This window comes from Nonlabens dokdonensis DSW-6 (genome assembly GCF_000332115.1).
Lineage (GTDB): Bacteria > Bacteroidota > Bacteroidia > Flavobacteriales > Flavobacteriaceae > Nonlabens > Nonlabens dokdonensis.
On sequence record NC_020156.1, the window covers coordinates 2,826,290 to 2,845,212 of the forward strand.

At 34.8% G+C, this 18,923-nt stretch carries 20 protein-coding genes and 1 other RNA gene; 15 read left to right on the plus strand and 6 right to left on the minus strand.

Going from position 1 to position 18,923, the window contains the following annotated elements; translation table 11 throughout:
• Positions 1–58 precede the first annotated feature (58 nt).
• From pdxH to DDD_RS12380, 5 genes are all read left to right on the plus strand, one after another.
• Positions 59–703, plus strand: coding sequence for a pyridoxamine 5'-phosphate oxidase (gene pdxH, locus DDD_RS12360; protein ID WP_015363230.1), 645 nt, complete (start codon positions 59–61; stop codon positions 701–703).
• Positions 703–1,188, plus strand: coding sequence for a SixA phosphatase family protein (locus DDD_RS12365; RefSeq protein ID WP_015363231.1), 486 nt, complete (start codon positions 703–705; stop codon positions 1,186–1,188). Before pdxH ends, DDD_RS12365 begins: the two co-directional genes overlap by 1 nt.
• Positions 1,185–3,233, plus strand: coding sequence for a polyphosphate kinase 1 (gene ppk1, locus DDD_RS12370; protein WP_015363232.1), 2,049 nt, complete (start codon positions 1,185–1,187; stop codon positions 3,231–3,233). Before DDD_RS12365 ends, ppk1 begins: the two co-directional genes overlap by 4 nt.
• Positions 3,233–4,129 carry a Ppx/GppA phosphatase family protein gene (locus DDD_RS12375; RefSeq protein WP_015363233.1) on the plus strand — a complete coding sequence of 299 codons (897 nt, stop codon included), beginning with the start codon at positions 3,233–3,235 and terminating at the stop codon, positions 4,127–4,129. The genes ppk1 and DDD_RS12375 overlap by 1 nt, the downstream gene beginning before the upstream one ends.
• 73 nt (positions 4,130–4,202) lie before the next feature.
• Positions 4,203–4,766, plus strand: a complete 564-nt coding sequence (locus DDD_RS12380) for a porin family protein (RefSeq protein WP_015363234.1) — start codon at positions 4,203–4,205, stop codon at positions 4,764–4,766.
• A gap of 109 nt (positions 4,767–4,875) precedes the next feature.
• On the opposite strand, the gene DDD_RS12385 is transcribed toward DDD_RS12380, so the two are convergent.
• Positions 4,876–6,717 carry a DNA polymerase III subunit gamma/tau gene (locus DDD_RS12385; protein ID WP_015363235.1) on the minus strand — a complete coding sequence of 614 codons (1,842 nt, stop codon included), beginning with the start codon at positions 6,715–6,717 and terminating at the stop codon, positions 4,876–4,878.
• A gap of 92 nt (positions 6,718–6,809) precedes the next feature.
• Here DDD_RS12385 and rnpB point away from each other — a divergent pair.
• Positions 6,810–7,166: RNase P RNA component class A (rnpB, locus tag DDD_RS17430), an RNA gene on the plus strand.
• A 51-nt stretch (positions 7,167–7,217) separates the two neighbouring features.
• On the opposite strand, the gene DDD_RS12390 is transcribed toward rnpB, so the two are convergent.
• From DDD_RS12390 to DDD_RS12405, 4 genes are read right to left on the minus strand one after another with little or no spacing between them, the layout of a single operon-like run.
• Positions 7,218–8,504 carry a M20 metallopeptidase family protein gene (locus DDD_RS12390; RefSeq protein ID WP_015363236.1) on the minus strand — a complete coding sequence of 429 codons (1,287 nt, stop codon included), beginning with the start codon at positions 8,502–8,504 and terminating at the stop codon, positions 7,218–7,220.
• Between the two features lie 38 nt (positions 8,505–8,542).
• Positions 8,543–9,097, minus strand: coding sequence for a 16S rRNA (guanine(966)-N(2))-methyltransferase RsmD (rsmD, locus tag DDD_RS12395; RefSeq protein WP_015363237.1), 555 nt, complete (start codon positions 9,095–9,097; stop codon positions 8,543–8,545).
• On the minus strand, positions 9,088–9,900 hold the full coding sequence (locus tag DDD_RS12400; RefSeq protein ID WP_201764098.1) for a DUF3822 family protein: 813 nt from the start codon (positions 9,898–9,900) through the stop codon (positions 9,088–9,090). The genes rsmD and DDD_RS12400 overlap by 10 nt, the downstream gene beginning before the upstream one ends.
• Positions 9,842–10,600 carry a hypothetical protein gene (locus DDD_RS12405; protein ID WP_083892401.1) on the minus strand — a complete coding sequence of 253 codons (759 nt, stop codon included), beginning with the start codon at positions 10,598–10,600 and terminating at the stop codon, positions 9,842–9,844. The genes DDD_RS12400 and DDD_RS12405 overlap by 59 nt, the downstream gene beginning before the upstream one ends.
• Before the next feature lie 117 nt (positions 10,601–10,717).
• Between DDD_RS12405 and DDD_RS12410 the strand changes: the two genes are divergently transcribed.
• Genes DDD_RS12410 through kdsB form a run of 6 tightly spaced genes read left to right on the plus strand, consistent with a single transcriptional unit; the run spans position 10,718 to position 15,216 of the window.
• Positions 10,718–12,142 carry an ATP-dependent DNA helicase gene (locus DDD_RS12410; protein WP_015363240.1) on the plus strand — a complete coding sequence of 475 codons (1,425 nt, stop codon included), beginning with the start codon at positions 10,718–10,720 and terminating at the stop codon, positions 12,140–12,142.
• A 2-nt stretch (positions 12,143–12,144) separates the two neighbouring features.
• Positions 12,145–12,726: a DUF4126 domain-containing protein gene (locus tag DDD_RS12415; RefSeq protein ID WP_015363241.1), complete on the plus strand. Its 582-nt coding sequence runs from the start codon at positions 12,145–12,147 to the stop codon at positions 12,724–12,726.
• A 43-nt stretch (positions 12,727–12,769) separates the two neighbouring features.
• Complete coding sequence (locus DDD_RS12420; protein WP_015363242.1) at positions 12,770–13,291, plus strand: 3'-5' exonuclease; 522 nt, start codon at positions 12,770–12,772, stop codon at positions 13,289–13,291.
• A gap of 40 nt (positions 13,292–13,331) precedes the next feature.
• Positions 13,332–13,982, plus strand: coding sequence for a hypothetical protein (locus DDD_RS12425; RefSeq protein ID WP_015363243.1), 651 nt, complete (start codon positions 13,332–13,334; stop codon positions 13,980–13,982).
• A gap of 30 nt (positions 13,983–14,012) precedes the next feature.
• The gene (locus tag DDD_RS12430) at positions 14,013–14,459 is read left to right on the plus strand and encodes a hypothetical protein (RefSeq protein ID WP_015363244.1); all 447 of its coding nucleotides are present in this window, start codon (positions 14,013–14,015) and stop codon (positions 14,457–14,459) included.
• A 16-nt stretch (positions 14,460–14,475) separates the two neighbouring features.
• Positions 14,476–15,216 (plus strand): 3-deoxy-manno-octulosonate cytidylyltransferase, encoded by a 741-nt coding sequence (gene kdsB / locus DDD_RS12435; protein ID WP_015363245.1) that lies wholly within the window; start codon positions 14,476–14,478, stop codon positions 15,214–15,216.
• A 48-nt stretch (positions 15,217–15,264) separates the two neighbouring features.
• On the opposite strand, the gene DDD_RS12440 is transcribed toward kdsB, so the two are convergent.
• The gene (locus DDD_RS12440; RefSeq protein ID WP_015363246.1) at positions 15,265–15,576 is read right to left on the minus strand and encodes a GNAT family protein; all 312 of its coding nucleotides are present in this window, start codon (positions 15,574–15,576) and stop codon (positions 15,265–15,267) included.
• 186 nt (positions 15,577–15,762) lie between these two features.
• Here DDD_RS12440 and DDD_RS12445 point away from each other — a divergent pair, with 186 nt between their 5' ends.
• The 3 genes from DDD_RS12445 to cls all read left to right on the plus strand — a co-directional run bounded on the left by DDD_RS12445 (position 15,763) and on the right by cls (position 18,917).
• Positions 15,763–16,410 carry an alpha/beta fold hydrolase gene (locus tag DDD_RS12445; protein WP_041567145.1) on the plus strand — a complete coding sequence of 216 codons (648 nt, stop codon included), beginning with the start codon at positions 15,763–15,765 and terminating at the stop codon, positions 16,408–16,410.
• A gap of 75 nt (positions 16,411–16,485) precedes the next feature.
• Positions 16,486–17,436 (plus strand): lytic transglycosylase domain-containing protein, encoded by a 951-nt coding sequence (locus tag DDD_RS12450; protein ID WP_015363248.1) that lies wholly within the window; start codon positions 16,486–16,488, stop codon positions 17,434–17,436.
• Positions 17,437–17,438: 2 nt separating this feature from the next.
• Entirely contained in the window at positions 17,439–18,917 is a 1,479-nt protein-coding gene (gene cls, locus DDD_RS12455) for a cardiolipin synthase (RefSeq protein WP_015363249.1), read from the plus strand.
• The last annotated feature ends 6 nt before the right edge of the window (positions 18,918–18,923 follow it).

An 18,923-nucleotide genomic window follows, 5' to 3' on the forward strand; every position in this document is an offset into this window, starting at 1 on the left:
AATTGTTTGCCTTATGAAATGCTGCATTTATCTTAAATTGCAGAGAAATAGCTACACGATGCAAAGAGATCTTCAAGACTTGCGTAAATCTTATGAAAAAGACGCTTTACTAGAAAATCATATTCCAGAAAATCCTTACCAATTATTTGATTCTTGGTTTAAGGACGCTAAAGAGTCTCTGGAAATCGATGAAGCAAACGCTATGAGTATTTGTACTTTAGGAACTGATGGATTTCCAAAATCTAGAATAGTTCTCCTAAAAGAAATTCATGAAGGTGATTTTCTATTCTATTCTAATTACACATCAGAAAAAGGTGCTGCAATGGAAGCTTATAATCAAGTAAGCATGCACTTTTTTTGGCCGTCATTAGAACGTCAAATCATCATCAAAGCAACTGTTTCTAAAGTTTCTAGAGAGAAAACCTTGAGTTACTTTAAATCCAGACCTAGAGGCAGTCAGATAGGAGCATGGGCAAGTAATCAAAGTAGTGAGATAGTATCTAGAGAACAACTAGAAAAACAACTGTCTCATTACGAAGAGAAATTTAAAGGTGAAGAGGTACCATTACCTGAATTTTGGGGTGGATATGCTTGTAAGCCAGTTTCTTTTGAATTTTGGCAAGGAAGACCTAATAGATTGCACGATCGTATATTGTATGAAAACGAAGAGAATAATTGGACTTCTAAAAGATTACAACCTTAATGAAACGACTCATAATTATAAGACATGGTAAATCTTCATGGGATTTACAAGTAAGAGACCATGATCGAGTGCTCAAACAGCGAGGCATAGACGATGCTCATCTTATAGGACAAGCTCTCAAGGATATGGATTTCAATCCAGATGTCATATGGACGAGTACAGCTGCGCGAGCTTTGCAAACTGCGACTCTAGTATCAGAGTACATCAACTATGATTTGAGTAAACTTAAATTGAAAAGAGAATTATATACGTTTGATAGTAGAGACTTGTCAAAAATTATCAAAGATTGCGATAATGCAATTGATACTTTAGTAATCTTTAGTCATAATCATGGTATTACAGATTTAGTAAACGACCTTGGGACGACACGATTTGATAATGTTCCCACGACAGGAGTAGTCGCTATAGAATTTATGGAAGATTCTTGGAGGTCAATAAACAAAGGGATTACTAAATTCAACTTATTTCCTAAAGACATTAGATGAGCATATATTTTAATAGAGAATTAAGTTGGTTGCGTTTTAACGCAAGAGTTTTACAAGAAGCAAGCGATAAGACAGTACCGCTTATTGAGCGTTTGAGATTTTTAGGGATTTTTTCTAATAATCTTGATGAGTTTTTTAAAGTACGTTATGCAACCATACAGCGTATTCAACGTGCTGGTAAAAATGCTACAAAGTCATTAGGAGGAATTTCTGCCGAAGATTTACTGCTGGAGATCAACAAAATGGTAATTGTTGATCAAGCACGGAGTTTTGAGGTACTTGCAGAGCTGGAAGAGGAGCTCAAAGAGGAAAGAATCATCATTGTTGATGAACAAGAAGTATTAGAAGAGCATGAAGACTTCATTAGAAATTATTTTAATGAGAAAATAAGCCCTGCAATAGGAACCATCATGATCAATGATGAGGTGGAGTTTCCTAATTTACGAGATGGTTATGGTTATCTAGCAATACGCATGGTAATGAATAATAACTCTATTAAATATGCTCTAATTGAAAAGCCTAAGTATTTAGCTAGATTTGTAGTTCTTCCACAAATAGAAGGAGATGATCGCCAGTATATCATTCTTTTAGATGACTTAGTAAGGCATCGCATGCACTACATATTCAATATTTTTGACTATAAAGAGATTGAGGCTCACATGATAAAAGTTACTCTAGATGCCGAACTTGACATGGAACTAGACCTCAAAAAAAGTCTTCTAGAAAAAATACGTCGTAGTGTTCATGATCGTAAAGATGGTGATCCTGTGCGATTTGTATTTGATAAAAACATCCATGAAGATACTTTGTCGCTTATCATGAATAAGTTGCAAATTGATAATAACGATAGTATTATACCAGGAGGAAGGTATCACAATAGAAGGGATTACTTGAAGTTTCCTAGTTTGGGTAGGACAGATTTGCTTTACGAGAAGCTTCCCGCCTTACCTATAAAAGATGTTGCTATAAGAGGTTCTTTACTTGAAAGAATAGCAAAAAAAGATATTTTACAATACACTCCATACCACACTTTTTCAAATACCATCAAGTTTTTAAGAGAAGCAGCTTTAGATCCAAATGTAAAAACGATTAAAATCACTATTTACAGACTTGCCGAAGTTTCTCAAATTGCCGGTTCTCTAATTAATGCGGTTAAGAACGGTAAGGAGGTCACGGTTTCTATCGAGTTACAAGCTCGCTTTGACGAGCAAGCAAATATCAATTATGCAGAATTGATGCAAGAAGAAGGCATCAATATGATTTTTGGCGTGCCAGGACTCAAGGTTCATTGTAAAGCTTGTTGTATCACACGAGAAGAAAAAGGTAAAATTGTGAGGTACGGTTTTATTTCTACTGGTAACTTCAATGAGGCTACGGCAGGCATTTACACAGATTATACGCTGTTCACAGCAAATCGTAAAATTCTCAAGGAAGTAGAACGCGTTTTTGAGTTCTTTGAGGTAAATTATCGTCAGCATAGATATAAGCATTTACTCGTATCTCCTAATTATCTTAGGAATGGAATAGAGCGATTGGTTCGTCGTGAGATTGCTTTCGCGAAAGCGGGAAAACCAGCAAAGATTCGTGCCAAAATAAATTCTTTCTCTGACTTCAAGATGATTGATTTATTTTATGAAGCCTCTAATGCAGGAGTAAAAATAGAATTAATCATACGTGGAATTTGCTGTCTTGTTCCTGGAGTGAAGGGAATGAGTGAAAACATAAAAGTCATAAGCATCGTAGATCGCTTTCTAGAGCACCCAAGAGTATACAGATTCTACAACGATGGCAAGAATGATTTATATATCTCAAGCGCAGATTTTATGAGTCGTAATCTAGATAGTAGAGTAGAAATTGCTTGTCCTATCTATGATGAAGATATTAAAGCCGAAATCATTCAAACGATGGACATATGCTGGAGCGATAATGTCAAGGCACGTGAAGTTTGCGCACAACAGCTCAATAATTACGTTGTAAATGACGAGGAACCAGTGAGGTCACAATATGCAACTTACAAATTTTATAAAAATCAAATTACTAATTAATGGCGTTTGAAATTAGAAAATATGGAGCAATAGATATAGGTTCTAATGCGATTAGATTACTTATCGCGACGGTGACTTTATACAATGATCAACCGCCAGTTTTTAAGAAAACGAGTTTAGTTAGGGTTCCTATTCGTTTAGGTCAGGATGTATTTACATCCGGTCACATTTCTAAAGAGAATATAGAACGTATGATAAGTTCTATGAAATCTTATCAGCTATTAATGGATGTCCATAAGGTGAAAACATATAAAGCTTATGCGACAAGTGCAATGAGAGAAGCACAAAATGGTGAAGATGTGGTTGCTCAAATTGAGAAGGAATCTGGAATACATATAGATATTATAGATGGATCGCATGAGGCTGCAATAATTGCAATGACAGATCTTCATGCAATGATTGATGAGAGTAAAGTGTTACTTTATGTAGATGTAGGTGGTGGAAGTACAGAGTTTACCTTATTCGCTTTTGGAAAAGAAATAATTTCTAGATCGTTTAAAATTGGAACAGTAAGATTGCTCAACGATATGGTAAAAAAATCTCTTTGGGATGAGGCAGAGCAATGGATAAAAGAAGTGACTGCTCCTTATGAGCGCATAGATTTAATAGGTTCTGGTGGGAATATCAATAATATTTTCAAGAGTAGCGGTAAAAGTATGGGGAAACCACTTTCTTACTTTTATTTACTTAATTATTACGAGCAACTTCAAAACTATAATTACGAAGAAAGAGTTTATCACTTAAATTTAAATCACGATAGAGCCGATGTAATCATTCCAGCCTGTCGTATTTATTTGCGAGCTATGAAGTGGAGTAGAGCCAAAAATATATATGTTCCTAAAATAGGATTAACAGATGGCATCATAAAATCGGTTTTTAACGCAGATAATCGATAATTTGAAACGTTTCATAAAATTTGCGTTTTCAGTTGTTTAGATATCTTACATTTGGAATACAAAATGATTTAAAATGAAACATTTTTTACTTTTTATGAGCTTTATAGCTTGTATATCATTTGCAGGAGCGCAGTCCTTTAATGACACGACTTACGGCTTTAGATTAGGTCTCAATTCATCGACTTTAGAACAGGATAACGTGGATTATGAAAATAGGAGGTATGGCTTACATGCTAACTTTTTTGCTAATGTTCCTTTAAATGAAACGTTCTCTTTACAACCAGAAATAGGAGTTTCTTCATTAGGTGTAAATGAAAATGAATTCAGACAAGCTAATGGAGAGGTTACTGCATTCAAAAGAAACTGGTTACATTCTAATTTACTTGCTCAAATAAACCTCAATAGAAAAATTTACTTTCTAGTAGGTCCACAATTAGGCGTAAGCGTTGCCGAAACTGATGGTAATAGAAATCGTTATGATTTTGAAATTGCTGGAATTTTAGGATTGGGCTATATGCTCGACAGCAACTGGTCTGTAGATGCAAGATACGGCTACGGATTTCCTAATCTCGACAACGATCTAACTGCTGAAGCTGGGAATAGATGGTTTCAATTAGGTGTTTCTTATAGACTTTAATTATCAGCATTTAATTAAAAATACAAAACCTCCATATTGGAGGTTTTTGCTTTTATCAAATGATTGAAATTAAATTTAAGATTTACAGCATTTAGATTTGATTTTTAATTTAAAAATCTAAATCAAAAGTCTTTCTCAGTACATCTACAGCAGGATTCTTTTCAACCAATTTAGAAAATTTATCTTGATCAGTATAAACATACTTTTTAGTCACAGTTGTATCTACCGCGATTTCAAAGCTAATCAAGTAATTATTAAGTTCTCTTTTAATATACTCTAGAATCTGACCTTGTGATTTTTCTAGATCTTCCTTCATAGACCTGTTAGGAAATCTTAGATGTATCACGGTACCTTTTAATTGAGGTTGATCTGCATTAAGAATGCTGGCAAGTATCTGCTGTCCTCTATCTTGAAGGTGTGTAATATACTTAGACCATATCATATCCAGTTGCTCCTGTGTAAAGGCGTCTTCAGGAAGTTGGTCATTTTCTGTTATTCTTCCTTGTTGTTTTGCAATCAATGTTTTTTTCGCTTCAATCCCTTGAAGCGATAGTCCGCTTACGTTTTTCTTACTTTTATTTAATAGAGCTTGACGCTTTTCTTCGAGAGACTCAGCAATTGTATCTTTTTTAGTTTCTACCGTACTACTAGTATTTGTGCTAGATATTGATTGTGAATCAGGACTAGAAGTAGAAGTAGAGACAGGTATAATAGGTTTTTGCGATTCCTCAGGTTTTTGTTCTTCAATATTTTTTGGAACGGCTTCAACAGAATTATTGGAACCTGATTCACCAGCAGTAGTATTCAATTGTGGAGCTGTAGGTTCGCTTACTGCGGCATTTTCAAATTGAACTGCAGGAATGATATACTTTATATCATTTTTTTTTTCTCCATCAGATGTGATAGAGGCGAGCTGCATAAGTGTTAATTCAACAAGTAAACGTTGATTACGACTAGATCGATAATTAAAATCTGCTTGATTTGCTATCTCAATCGCTTTTCTCAAAAAGGCAAGGTCCACCTTTTTAGCTTGCTCAAGGTATTTTACTTTAGTTTGTTCACCTACTTCTAGTAAGGCAATCGTACGCTCATCTTTACCTACCATTAGGTCTCTAAAATGAGATGCCAGACCACTTACAAAGTGCTGTCCATCAAAACCCTTTGCCATGATCACGTCATAGTCTACCAGCAATTGCGGTATGTTGTTTTCAAGTAATAAGTCAGTTACATTAAAGTAAGTTTCTCGATCGAGTACGTTTAAATTTTCGGTAACTGCTTTTACAGTAAGCTCATTACCAGAAAAGCTTACTACACGATCAAAAATAGATAAGGAATCTCTAAGAGCTCCATCAGCTTTTTGAGCAATGATTTGAAGGGCGTCTTCTTCTGCAACAATTCCTTCTTTAGAGGCAATACGCTTTAAGTGCTCTCGCATTGCGCTTACCGTAATACGTTTGAAGTCAAATATTTGACATCGAGAAAGAATCGTAGGTATGATCTTATGTTTCTCTGTGGTAGCTAGAATAAAAATAGCATGCGCAGGTGGCTCTTCCAGAGTCTTAAGAAATGCATTAAATGCTGCATTTGATAACATATGCACCTCATCAATAATGTAAATCTTGTACTTTCCTACTTGTGGTGGAATACGTACTTGGTCTACAATACTTCTTATTTGATCAACACCGTTATTAGATGCAGCATCCAGTTCAAAAATGTTAAACGCAAAATCCTCATCTGGATCATAATCTCCACTTTCATGGTTGATCTTTTTTGCAAGAATACGTGCACAAGTTGTTTTACCTACTCCTCTAGGACCAGTAAAAAGAAGGGCTTGAGCTAGGTGATTGCTTTTAATTGCGTTCTCCAAGGTCTGTGTAATAGCGCCTTGACCTACGACATCTTCAAAAGTCTCAGGACGGTATTTTCTAGCCGATACTATAAATGGTTCCATACGTCAAAGATACTTTTATACGGTCTTTTTGATCCACTTTCTGAGCTTATAATTTTTGTGAATTATCAACATTTATTAACTAGTTTTGCGGCTTAGCAGGTCGCCTTATCGATCTTGCGCAAGCAAGGTAGGAAAGTCCGGACTCCATAGGATAACATAGCGGCTAACGGCCGTCGTTTTGTTTTCGCTCAAGCGAAAGCGAGATAGGACTAGTGCAACAGAAAGTATGTACAGATAATGCTGTAGTGAAACCAGGTAAACTCTATGTGGTGAAATGTCGCGTAAATCAGAGCTTGAGCGCTATCCGCGCGATTCTGAAGGGTAGGCAGTTTGAGATAATGAGCAATCATTATTCTAGATAAATGATAAGGAAGTTTTGTGCTTTTTAAGGAGAGATCCTGAAACGAGTTCAGGACGAACAGAATCCGGCTTATAGACCTGCTATTTTTTCTTTATTATTTCAAGAACTTTGTTTTGGCTCTCTGTAAATTGCCGCCTTATCACTTCTTGTTTTTAGACCTTTCTATTAATAAAAAAGAGAATACTTGAACACCTATTTTAATACTTTCTTCGTCTACCTGAAAATTAGGAGCGTGGTTCATTGCAGTTATACCTTTACTTTCATTAGAGCCACCTAACAAAAAGTAAACACCAGGAATTTTTTGCTGGAAGTAATAGAAATCATCATTAAAATACGGAATCTGACCATAACTTTTTGCTACAGCAGTTGTATTATAAACACTATCTAGAGTTTTAATTGCTGCTGTTGTTAATGCTTCATCATTTAGAACTGTTGGGTTTTCTTGTATGTAAAAACCTTCTTTGTAATTCTCACTCAGTTCAGAATTCTCTATAACATTTTCAATTTGCGGTAATAATTTATTAAGATTTGAATTACGCGTTTCATAAAGAAAACTTTTAAGTTGGTATTCTGTCTCAGTAGAATCGAGTATAAAATTTTCTTCCACAAAAAGATAATCATTGAAGATTGTTTCTGGACTTGTTATTCCCAAAGAAGGGTCAAAAGCTAATTCAGTTTTCCAAGGTAAAGTTCCTTCTCCAACTCTTGAAATACTATTTCTAATCTTAGAATAAAGCTCAGAAATATTTTCTTCTGTAATTCCTTTGTCAAAATTAAGTTGTATTCTTTTTTGATAGGCAAAAACTTCATTTGGCTTAGTTGTAATCTGGCCTACAGGTAATGCGGTAATGTGTAATGCATAAATTTCATCAAGCTCTAGTAGGGTAAAGAAGTCGCTGTTTACCATGTTTTGAGCACCTTTAAAACTTTCCTCTTCCGGCTGAAAAATAAAGTAAACGGTACCATCAACTGATTCTTTATTCATAGACAGTACTTTTGCTATTCCAAGTCCTATGGCTACGTGAACATCGTGCCCACAACCATGTTGAATTCCTTCATAAAGAGATTTAAACGATACAGGATCTTTAAAATCACTAGAAATGGCATCCATGTCTGCACGCCAGGCTACTTTCTTTCCAGTAGGATTTCCTTCTAAAATACCAATAACACCATAACCAGCTATGCCAGTTTTTACTTCTAGTCCTAAGTCTGTTAAATAATTTGCTATAATTTGTGAAGTTCTTTTCTCCTTACCAGCTAATTCTGGATGTTGATGCAAATCTCTTCTAATAGTTATTAAGCTATCTAGAATTGAATTAGTATCCTCTTTTATTTTTTCATGAATTGTATGTTTCTCGTTTTCTTGACAAGAGGTAGAAACAAAGTAGATAATTAAAAATAGAAGAAGAAATCTTAGAATTTTCATTTTAATATAGCTCGTAGATTTATTCGTGTGTAAAATTCTCATTCTTCCTCACTACTAGGACCTTCAAAAAAGCTAAAAACAGTACCGCCATATCGACGTTCATTATCAAAATGCTCGTGCATTGCAAGTGAAGTGTGTTTAGAATGTTCTATGATAAGAAGCCCATCTTCGGCAAGAAGCTCGTTTGCATATACGTAATTAGGAATTTTTAGAAACTCTTCTTCTTCTAGCGCATAAGGAGGATCTGCAAAGATAATGTCGTATTTTCCTTTGTGCTTTTCTAGAAATTTAAAAACATCTGCTTTTATAGTGTCTATCGGGAAGTCCAGTTCTTCGGCAGTTTTTTTAATAAATGCTATACATGGATAATGCTGGTCTACCGCTATAACACTACCTGCACCACGACTGCAAAACTCATAAGACATGTTCCCGCTACCTGCAAAAAGTTCTAGCATATTGATATCCTGAATATGAATTTTGTGCCGCAGGATATTAAACAACGCCTCTTTAGACATATCTGTGGTAGGTCTTACTGGTAAATTTTTGGGAGCTTGTATTCGGCGGCCTTTATGTGTTCCAGATATTATACGCATAGGAGTTGTTTGATATAATTAGTGTAATCAGTTTTAAAACTCACGTGACGCACATAAGTATATAAAAGGTCATAAAGCGATTCATTTTTCTCCTCACTGTAAACGATCATTTTCATAGTTTCTGGATCAAGTTCATTGTGATGCGTTGTAAATAACGTGTAGTATAATATATCTTCTATCGCATCATGAGGAAAAAGGTTGTGAGCTACAAGTTTGCCTTTTTTAAGAATAGTAAGGTAAAAATGACTGTTTTTAATATCTAGAAAAACCTGTGGTTGTATAGTCGCAGTATCATCCGAATGAATTTCTAGAATACGCGAACTATAATGAAAGTAATCATAGCTACCGTACTTATCAAAAAAGTAATTGTTTATATTTTCATATGCTATGTAAACCGTATTAACAGGTAGTTGTCCTAAGTTTTGGTCTACGCTCAACACATCAGTCTCTAAAATGCGCGCATTGTATTTAAGGTAATCTACAGCATGATCTTCATTATAAATAGCTGCAGGAACACTTGTAAATATATGATGATGGTAAATAAGGGTAGCTTTCGCGAAAGCGGTATCTAAAACAGCTTCTTCCTCAAAACAGATCTCTATAGATTGCAATATCTCTACAGGATTTGCAGGATGCTTAAAACTTCTATGTAGCGTTGCTATAATCTCAGAAGAGTTATAGATATAAAAAGAAAGTCCATCCTGATGAATCAGAACGGACAGTTTCTTTATGGCGTCGCTAGGACTAGTTATCGTCTTTGAGTGCATACTGTCTAGGCCAGTTACCACTAGTTGTGATTTCATCTAGGCTACCTACGTATATGGTAGGACCGTCGATTGCTTCTACACTTTTCACTTCTAGTTCATCTTTTAAAAGTCGCTCTGGTTGATCAAAAAGAATGTCTTCTTTTTTGGCCGTTGCTTGGAATACCGGTACACGATTATCTTTATCGATAACCACGTCTGTTTTTAATTCTATCGCTCCAGGCGCTCCTTCTATAGTGTTGTATTGTAACAATTGAGACACATCTACTTTACTGAAGAGTGAATCTTTTACAGATCTGAAACCTAATGTGTCTGTAATGGTAATTTCTTTCTTATAACCGTTAGGGTCATCTGCTCTTAACCTAAATTTAAGGTTACGCTCTTCATCAATTACAGTACTGTCACGTTTTTGCGTTAGTGCAAACTGTGCAGTGTCGATAAAACGAGCTAACTTATTAATATCATCTGTATATGTACCTGTGATATTTTTATGTGCATTTTGTGCCTCACGTATTAAAATAAGTTGAGCAACAACTTCTCTATATCTTTCTTCTTTTGCAGCTTCAAATTTTACAGGCTCTTCGATAGACTTGTATAACTTGTAACCGAAGAAACCACTTATTCCCAGTAATACAACAATAACCACTGGATGTAGTTTTTTAGGGATTTTATTAATGAAGATGGCCAGTAGAACAAGAACGATCAGACCTAATACAACTGATATAATTAAATTGAACATATTTTAATGGTTTAATGCTTTTTTTCAACGCAAACAAATCTACAATTTTTTTTCGCTCGTCCTAGCCTGAGATATAAAATTTGACTTAAGTTTATACTCAGTTTTCCACAATTGTCAATGACTCCACAAGAATTTTACAAAGTTTTACTACTTGATTTTCCGTTTAAGCCTACAAATGAACAAGATAGAGCCTTAGAATCACTAGCTGATTTTATTATCGATAAAAATAAAGATCGGTTATTTATGTTAAGAGGTTATGCAGGAACAGGTAAAACGACACTAACTAGTACCATTGTTAAGAGCATATGGAAACTAAAAATGAAATGTGTCCTGCTTGCGCCTACTGGTAGAGCTGCAAAAGTGATCAGTAATTACTCTAATAAACAAGCTGCCACGATTCACCGAGAAATTTATTATCCCAAAGGGCAAGGAAATGGTGGTGTTCAATTTACTTTAAAGCAAAATAAGCATCGCAACGCTCTTTTTGTTGTTGATGAAGCTTCTATGATTCCTGATGTGGCGGCAGAGAATAAAATGTTCGGTGGGAACGGCTCCCTACTTGACGATCTTATAGAGTATGTATATAGCGGTGTGAACTGTAAACTGATGATTATAGGTGATACCGCACAATTGCCACCAGTAAAACTTGATGTTTCACCAGCGCTTGATAGTGAGTTGATTGAGCAACGCTATCTCAAAGAAGTAACAGAAATAGAACTAGACGAAGTAAAAAGACAAAGTGAAAACTCTGGAATTTTATTAAACGCCACAGGAATACGTAATCATATTTTACATGAAGAATTTGATTTTAAATTTGACGTAGAACAATTTACTGACATCAATAGATTGATCGACGGTTATGAGATCATGGATACCATTAATAGTGCTTATGATTTTCATGGACATGAAGAAACGGCCATTATCGTGCGCTCTAACAAGAGAGCTAACTTATACAACCAGCAAATAAGATCTCGTATTCTTTTTAATGAAAACGAATTATCACCTGGCGATTACTTAATGGTAGTAAAGAACAATTACCACTGGTTACAACCATCTAGCGATGCTGGTTTTATTGCAAACGGTGATATTATCGAGGTATTAGAGATTTTCTCTTTTAAAAACATTTACGGCTTCCATTTTGCTGAGGTAAAGGTACGTATGGTAGATTACCCTAAAATGAAAGAGTTCGAAACTGTTCTCTTATTAGACACGCTCACATCAGAGTCGCCGTCACTCACCTATGATGAGAGCAATAAACTCTATCAAGAAGTACGGATGGATTACTTGAAACTACCTAAATATAAACAGTACAAAGAGATCAAAGAGAATCCGTTTTTTAATGCCCTACAAGTCAAGTTCTCTTATGCCATTACCTGTCATAAATCACAAGGTGGACAGTGGGAAAATGTGATTATCGAGCAACCTTATTTACCAGACGGACCAGATAAAGGCTATTTGAGATGGTTGTATACCGCAGTCACACGTGCCAAAACAAATTTGTACCTTATAGGCTTTAAAAGTGACCATTTTATAGAGCATTAATTATGTTTGAGATTTTATTGAGTATTTGTTTAGGAATAGGGCTGGCAGCAAGTGCTGGTTTTAGAGTTTTTATCCCTTTATTATTTGCGAGTATCGCCGCATATTTTGAAGTAATACCGCTTCATGAGAGCTGGCAATGGGCAGGAAGTTTAACAGCTGTTATCGTTCTAGGAGTTGCCGCAGCGGTGGAATTACTAGCTTATTACATACCTTTTGTTGATAATTTACTCGATACAATCTCTGTCCCTCTAGCCGCGATCGCAGGAACAGTTGTAATGGTGAGTGTCGCTGCAAACATGAATCCTGTTTTTACTTGGACTCTTGCAATAATTGCTGGTGGAGGAACCGCTGCAGCGATTTCCACAACAACATCTGCTGCGCGGGCTACAAGTACAGCTACTACAGGTGGTTTTGGTAATCCAGTTATTAGTACAGTAGAAGCTGGTTTTTCCAGTGTTTTATCGGTTTTATCCATCGCCTTTGCACCGCTTGCCGTTATCGTCGTGTTTTTCTTATTAATAGGAATGAGAAAATTATATAACAAATTATTTAAGAAGAAAAAGGATGAAGTAGTTGTTGGGTAATTCCGCTTTCGCGAAAGCGAGATAAATATCAAAACTGAAATCTATGAGTTATATAATGGTAGACATTGAGTCTGCCGGACCTATTCCGAGAGATTATTCTATGATTTGTTTTGGAGCTGTTTTAGTCGATGAAAAGTTAGACAAAACTTTTTACGGGAAACTGAAACCGATTTCCAAGAAATTTGATTCTAAGGCACTTTCTGTTTCTGGATTTTCAAGAGACGAAACAGAGCAATTTGATGATCCTAAACAAGTAATGTTAGATTTTAGAGACTGGATACAAACGCATTCAAAAGGTAGGCCTATTTTTATAAGTGATAACAACGGTTTTGACTGGATGTTTGTTTGCTGGTATTTCCACCATTTTATTAAGGAGAATCCTTTCGGTTATAGTTCTAGACGATTATCTGACCTGTATTGCGGTATCGAGAAGGACACTTTTGCAAAATGGAAACATTTAAGAAAAACCACTCATACACACCATCCTGTTGACGATGCTTTGGGAAATGCAGAAGTACTAATTTTAATGAAAAAGGAAATGGGACTGAAAATAAGCTTAAAATAATATAAATTGCTATCAATCAATTCATCTCAAATCAATTCCAATGTTCAAACTTACTAACTTATTCAGCAGAAAATCAAAAGGATTAAATCTGGTGATCGATCCAAATGGAATGCACAACATAGGCGGAAAACCGCCTACTAACTTTATTGCGCCTAAATTAGAACAAAGTCCGTTAGTTTATATAGGTTGTATTTCAAAAAAAGAGTCCTATTTAAAAGATCTAGAGTTTGATTTACATTTATGCTGTCCTATGTTTATTGATTTGAGGACTCCTTTATTTATGAATTATTCAGAACCTTTAGCTCCTCAAGTCATTTATGAAAATGTAGCTACTGATTTTTTCCCTTTGTTTGATGATATAAAGCCTACTGATTATATTGAATATTCAGAGTTACATTTTAATTTTGACCAAAGTAAGGATCATTCCATTGATGAATTTTTTATTGGTAAAATAGGACATTCTGGAACTCCTCAATGGATCAGAGAAGAAGACTGGCCTAGTTGTCCTATTTCTGGTAATAAAATGAAGTTTTTATGTCAATTTTCTGATATTGATGATTCTGAAGTCGTGCATGGTGAAGAAGTTTTAGAGAAGGAAGATTTTCTATCCTATTTGAACTTTGCACATGGTTATTTATACCTGTTTTACGATGCAGACTCTAAGGTAGTTGCCTATTTAAATCAGTATTAATAGAAATAAAAAAAATAAAGAACTGATACAATGAAGTCATTTTTCAAAAACTTTTTTAAAAATAAAAATTCAAAAATCTCATTTAATCAAAAGACTCAATCTTTTATTATTGAGGATAACGCTAAAGCTCAAATCTGGTTTTTAAGGGTATTGATGATGGTTCAATGCTTTTCTATGTTTGGTTTTCTATATAAATCAGAGGAAATAGATTTCCTGTTTTTAATTGTAGGTACATTCTTTTTTATAATTCTAGTTTTAAGCTTTGTGATTATTTCTGCTGAGCGTGTTGTTTATCTGGATCAGATCAAACACTTGATTTATCGTAAAAACAGTAGCAGCGCAACTTTGGGAATTGTATTGAAAAATAGAAAGCGAAGAAATTTATATACATATCAACCAGAAGGAGTTGAGGAAATGGTAAATTTGTTCAGGGAAAACGGAGTCTTTATCAAAGAGAAATCCTTTTTATTATCATAACTCAATAACAATCATCTTGAAAAAAATTGCAGTAATCCCAGCACGTTTTGAAGCCAGTAGATTTCCTGGTAAACTCATGAAAGACCTTTGCGGTAAATCAGTTATTCTACGTACTTATGAGGCAGCTTTAAATACAAAATTATTTGATCAAGTACTGGTTGCGACAGATAGTGATTTGATATATAAAGAGATCGTTGAGAATGGAGGTGAAGCAGTTATGAGTCACAAAGCTCATGATACTGGTAGCGATCGCATTGCAGAAGCAGTAGAAAACTATGAAGCAGATATAATCATAAATGTTCAAGGTGATGAACCATTTACAAATAAAGCAGATTTACAAAAACTAATTGAAGTATTTGAAAAAGATGTTGAAAAAGAGATTTCGCTGGCGTCTTTAATGCATGAGTTGAAAAGTGAGAAAGATGTTCAAAACCCTAATAATGTGAAAGTGATAACTGACTTGTCTGGAAATGCATTATATTTTTCGCGCTCTGTCATTCCTTTTACTCGAGATGAATCGGTAAAACAACCAGTTTATAAACACATTGGTATTTACGCTTTTAGAAAAGAAGCTTTATTAGATTTTTATAATCAATCTCCTACACCTTTGGAATTAGTAGAAAAGATCGAGTGTATTAGATATCTAGAACATGGTAAAAAAATTAAGATGATTAAAACAAATCATCTTAGTATAGGAATAGATACTCCAGAAGATCTTGAAAATGCTAGATTAAGATTTCAAGGTGCAAATGATTAAATAAGAATTTAAGGTAAAATGTAAACTTTAAGGTAAAGCAATGCTTTTTTAAATAGCAATACCTACTGGAAGCATTTCTTTATACTTCAATCGGTATTTTCTAACAAATCCAGCTATTTTAGGGTGAGTCGGAACTACTTTTAGCTCTTTTACATTTTTGATGTCTTCAAAAACAGCTGTTAAAAACTCATCTCTAAAATCATTGTCAAACTCTAATTCTTCAGGAACAATATATTTAGTTAAAAAGATTTTCCTTTCTTGTTGGGCATATTCAATTGTTGCCAAAACGTCACCTTTGCGACACTCGTACTGACGTAAAAACGCGTTATCAGTAACTTCTAAGGTACTTGTAGAATCCATATACATTATTTTAACTCCATTCATTCTCTACTTAAAAGTAGATCAACACTATTTAAAAAAGTAACTTTCTGGTAGATTAGTGATAAGAGTGAAAACTTCTCTTTATATCTTGCGAAGATAGTCTAAAAATAATATGCTTTGCATACTATAAATGTTAAAGCACCTATCTAAAGTAAGTATGAACTTATGAAACACGTGTATTTCATGCCTGGAATGGCAGCATCTTCTTTGATATATGAAAATATTAAATTGCCTGAAGATAAATTTACGATGCACTTTTTAGAATGGATTGTTCCTGTAGAAAAGGAGCCTCTTTCTATTTACGTGAAGCGGTTACTAGCTCACGTGAAACATGTCAAGCCGGTACTCGTAGGTGTTTCCTTTGGTGGAGTCATTGTACAAGAAATGGCAAAACAAATAGAAGTAGAAAAACTTGTACTTATCTCTACGGTAAAGTCTAATAAAGAATTTCCTAGAAGAATGCGATTTTCAAAGACTACTGGATTACACAAAATATTACCTACAAGCCTTGTGCAAAGCATAGATGTACTTAGTAAGTATAGTTTTGGGATCGCACCTAAGAAAATAGAAATGTACAAAAAGTACCTGTCTGTGAATAGTTCTATTTACTTAGACTGGGCGCTGGATACTATTATGAATTGGGATCAAGAAGAGCCTATCCCAGATTGTATTCATATTCACGGTGATGCAGATCCTGTTTTTCCTATCAAATATATAGATGATTGCATCGTTGTGCCTCAAGGAACCCATGTAATGATTGTGAATCGTTTCCGCTGGTTTAATGAACATTTACCTGAACTCATCGGTTCATAAATAGATAGAATGAACTTCTAGTAAAAGATGATTCTCATAACAATATTTATATCTTTGAAAAAATTACTTAAACACATGAAAAAGATACTTTTAGGTGCTTTGATAGCAATTATTTTTATTTTTACAATAAGTGCGATACAACAAGGTGGCGGCGCCTCCACTTCAAAAAATACAAATGCTTTAGAAACATCTGAAAATGATGGCTTAGAAAAACGAGTTAAAGACTATAATGTTTATAGTGTCAAGTTGCCTAAAAAGCTTGATTTTGCAGGAGAAGCAGTTCCTCTAGATCAACCAGATATTAAGGAACGTGTAGATCGTGAATTCTTAGTAAATACCTACTGGCAATCAAACGGGATTCTTTTAATTAAACGAGCTCAAAAATATTTCCCTGTAATTGAACCTATTCTTAAGAAAAACGGTGTTCCAGATGATTTCAAATATCTCGCTGTAATTGAAAGCGGCTTGCAAAATGTTACTTCTCCAGCAGGAGCAAGAGGTTTCTGGCAAATAATGCCTAAAACTGGTAGAGAATTAGGCCTAGAAGTAAATTCTAATGTAGATGAGCGTTACCATTTAGAAATGGCAACTCAGGCGGCCTGTGATTACTTAAAAGAAAGCAAAGAGAAGTTTGGAAGTTGGACACTTGCTGGTGCTGCTTACAATGCCGGAAATGGTGGAATCAACAAGCAACTAGAAGCACAAGGAGTAGAAAGTTATTACGATTTGCTTTTAGGAGATGAAACGGGACGCTACGTCTTCCGTATTTTGGCAATTAAAGAGATCCTCAAAAATCCTAAAAACTTTGGTTTTAATGTAGACGCAAGTCATGGTTATGATTTTGTTCCTACCACAAAGGTTTTAGTAGATTATGAGGTGGATGATTTGTCCGCTTTCGCGAAAGCGAATGACATCAACTACAAAATTCTTAAAATTCACAATCCGTGGTTAAGAGAACCAAAGTTGAATAACAAGACTAAAAAGGAATATCAGATCGCCATTCCAAAGGCGGGATATTACGATTAAGGATGGGTAATTGGGTTTTAAATAATTGGTTTTTTAGCTTATTGATTATCAATTATGCAATTGCGCTTAGTGCTGCTTTTTTTCTAATAAAAAGTAATCAAAACCCTCGTAAAACAGTCTCATCACTTTTATTTCTAGTTGCATTGCCTTTCATAGGTTTGGGAATTTATTATTTCTTTGGTCTAGAATATCGCAAGTCTAAAATTTTTAAAAGAAAAGACCTAACGGCTCATCAATTAATTCAAGGCTGGAGCAAGCGACTGCATTTAACCGAAGATCAACTCACAGAATATGAGAATGATTTTCTAGAAGATCGCATCAAATTAGTAAAGCTCCTCAATCATAACCAGTCGGCTTTGCTAACTTTAAAAAACGATCTAGAAGTTTTAATAAATGGAGAAAACACATTTAAAAGCATATTTAAAGATCTAGATGAAGCAAAAAATCATATTCATATTGAGTATTTTATTTTTCAAGACGATCAAATAGGGAATGAGTTTATTGATAAGCTAGTTGCTGCTGGAAAACGAGATGTTGAGGTAAAGCTTATCTATGATTCAGTAGGTAGTTCACTTTCTAGAAAGGCAAAAGCAAGAATGAAAGATGTTGGAATCGAATTCCATCCTTTTATGCCTGTTATTTTCTCTAATTTTACTCGTAAAGCAAATTATAGAAACCATCGTAAAATTTGCATTATTGATGGTCATATAGGATATCTAGGAGGAGTTAATGTAAGCGACGAATATGTAAATAAAGAAGGAGACCATCCTTCTAGGTACTGGAGAGATACACATTTAAGAATTGAAGGACATGCTGTAAAAAGTATGCAGGTGCAATGGTTGCTCAACTGGTACTTTGTTTGCGATCATATTCATGAAGAAACCGATCTGGAGATACCTGATTCTTATTTTCCGGAGATTGATGAGGGGAAAAATAAACCTGTGCAAATTGCTGCCAGTGGACCAGACACCGATTGGGCTAATATTATGGAGGCTATTTTTATAGCCATTACCACTGCAGAGGAAAGCATTAAGATTACTACTCCTTATTTTATACCCAATGAAGCAATTCTTACGGCTCTTAAAAGTGCTGCTCGAGCAGGAGTCCAAGTAGAAATTATGGTTCCTAAAAAAGGAGACAGCTGGGCTGCCAGATATGCGAGCCGTTCCTATTTCAGAGAAATCTTAGAAAGTGGAGTAAAAATTTACTGGTATCATAAAGGGATGTTACACGCAAAAACCATGGTTGTAGACGAAGAATTTGCAACTGTAGGAACATCAAATATGGATTACCGCAGTTTTGACATTAACTTTGAGATCAATGCTCTTATTTTTGATGATGATATCTCTGAAGAGTTGAACGATCAATATGACAAAGATTTAGAGTCTTGTGAGGAAGTTATACTTGAAAAATGGGTAGAAAGAGATAAATGGAATAAATTTAAAGAGTCCTTCTGTAGATTGTGGGCTCCATTACTATAAACATGA

What these genes read in the sequence shown, in the direction of transcription:
- DDD_RS12420 (WP_015363242.1), top strand. Translation starts at nt 12,770, where the DNA reads ATGAGTTATATAATGGTAGACATTGAGTCTGCCGGACCTATTCCGAGA.
- pdxH (WP_015363230.1), top strand. Translation starts at nt 59, where the DNA reads ATGCAAAGAGATCTTCAAGACTTGCGTAAATCTTATGAAAAAGACGCT.
- DDD_RS12445 (WP_041567145.1), top strand. Translation starts at nt 15,763, where the DNA reads ATGAAACACGTGTATTTCATGCCTGGAATGGCAGCATCTTCTTTGATA.
- cls (WP_015363249.1), top strand. Translation starts at nt 17,439, where the DNA reads ATGGGTAATTGGGTTTTAAATAATTGGTTTTTTAGCTTATTGATTATC.
- DDD_RS12410 (WP_015363240.1), top strand. Translation starts at nt 10,718, where the DNA reads ATGACTCCACAAGAATTTTACAAAGTTTTACTACTTGATTTTCCGTTT.
- DDD_RS12440 (WP_015363246.1), bottom strand. Translation starts at nt 15,576, where the DNA reads ATGGATTCTACAAGTACCTTAGAAGTTACTGATAACGCGTTTTTACGT.
- DDD_RS12390 (WP_015363236.1), bottom strand. Translation starts at nt 8,504, where the DNA reads ATGAAAATTCTAAGATTTCTTCTTCTATTTTTAATTATCTACTTTGTT.
- rsmD (WP_015363237.1), bottom strand. Translation starts at nt 9,097, where the DNA reads ATGCGTATAATATCTGGAACACATAAAGGCCGCCGAATACAAGCTCCC.
- DDD_RS12375 (WP_015363233.1), top strand. Translation starts at nt 3,233, where the DNA reads ATGGCGTTTGAAATTAGAAAATATGGAGCAATAGATATAGGTTCTAAT.
- DDD_RS12365 (WP_015363231.1), top strand. Translation starts at nt 703, where the DNA reads ATGAAACGACTCATAATTATAAGACATGGTAAATCTTCATGGGATTTA.
- DDD_RS12425 (WP_015363243.1), top strand. Translation starts at nt 13,332, where the DNA reads ATGTTCAAACTTACTAACTTATTCAGCAGAAAATCAAAAGGATTAAAT.
- DDD_RS12415 (WP_015363241.1), top strand. Translation starts at nt 12,145, where the DNA reads ATGTTTGAGATTTTATTGAGTATTTGTTTAGGAATAGGGCTGGCAGCA.
- ppk1 (WP_015363232.1), top strand. Translation starts at nt 1,185, where the DNA reads ATGAGCATATATTTTAATAGAGAATTAAGTTGGTTGCGTTTTAACGCA.
- DDD_RS12405 (WP_083892401.1), bottom strand. Translation starts at nt 10,600, where the DNA reads ATGTTCAATTTAATTATATCAGTTGTATTAGGTCTGATCGTTCTTGTT.
- DDD_RS12380 (WP_015363234.1), top strand. Translation starts at nt 4,203, where the DNA reads ATGAAACATTTTTTACTTTTTATGAGCTTTATAGCTTGTATATCATTT.
- DDD_RS12430 (WP_015363244.1), top strand. Translation starts at nt 14,013, where the DNA reads ATGAAGTCATTTTTCAAAAACTTTTTTAAAAATAAAAATTCAAAAATC.
- DDD_RS12385 (WP_015363235.1), bottom strand. Translation starts at nt 6,717, where the DNA reads ATGGAACCATTTATAGTATCGGCTAGAAAATACCGTCCTGAGACTTTT.
- DDD_RS12450 (WP_015363248.1), top strand. Translation starts at nt 16,486, where the DNA reads ATGAAAAAGATACTTTTAGGTGCTTTGATAGCAATTATTTTTATTTTT.
- DDD_RS12400 (WP_201764098.1), bottom strand. Translation starts at nt 9,900, where the DNA reads ATGAAATCACAACTAGTGGTAACTGGCCTAGACAGTATGCACTCAAAG.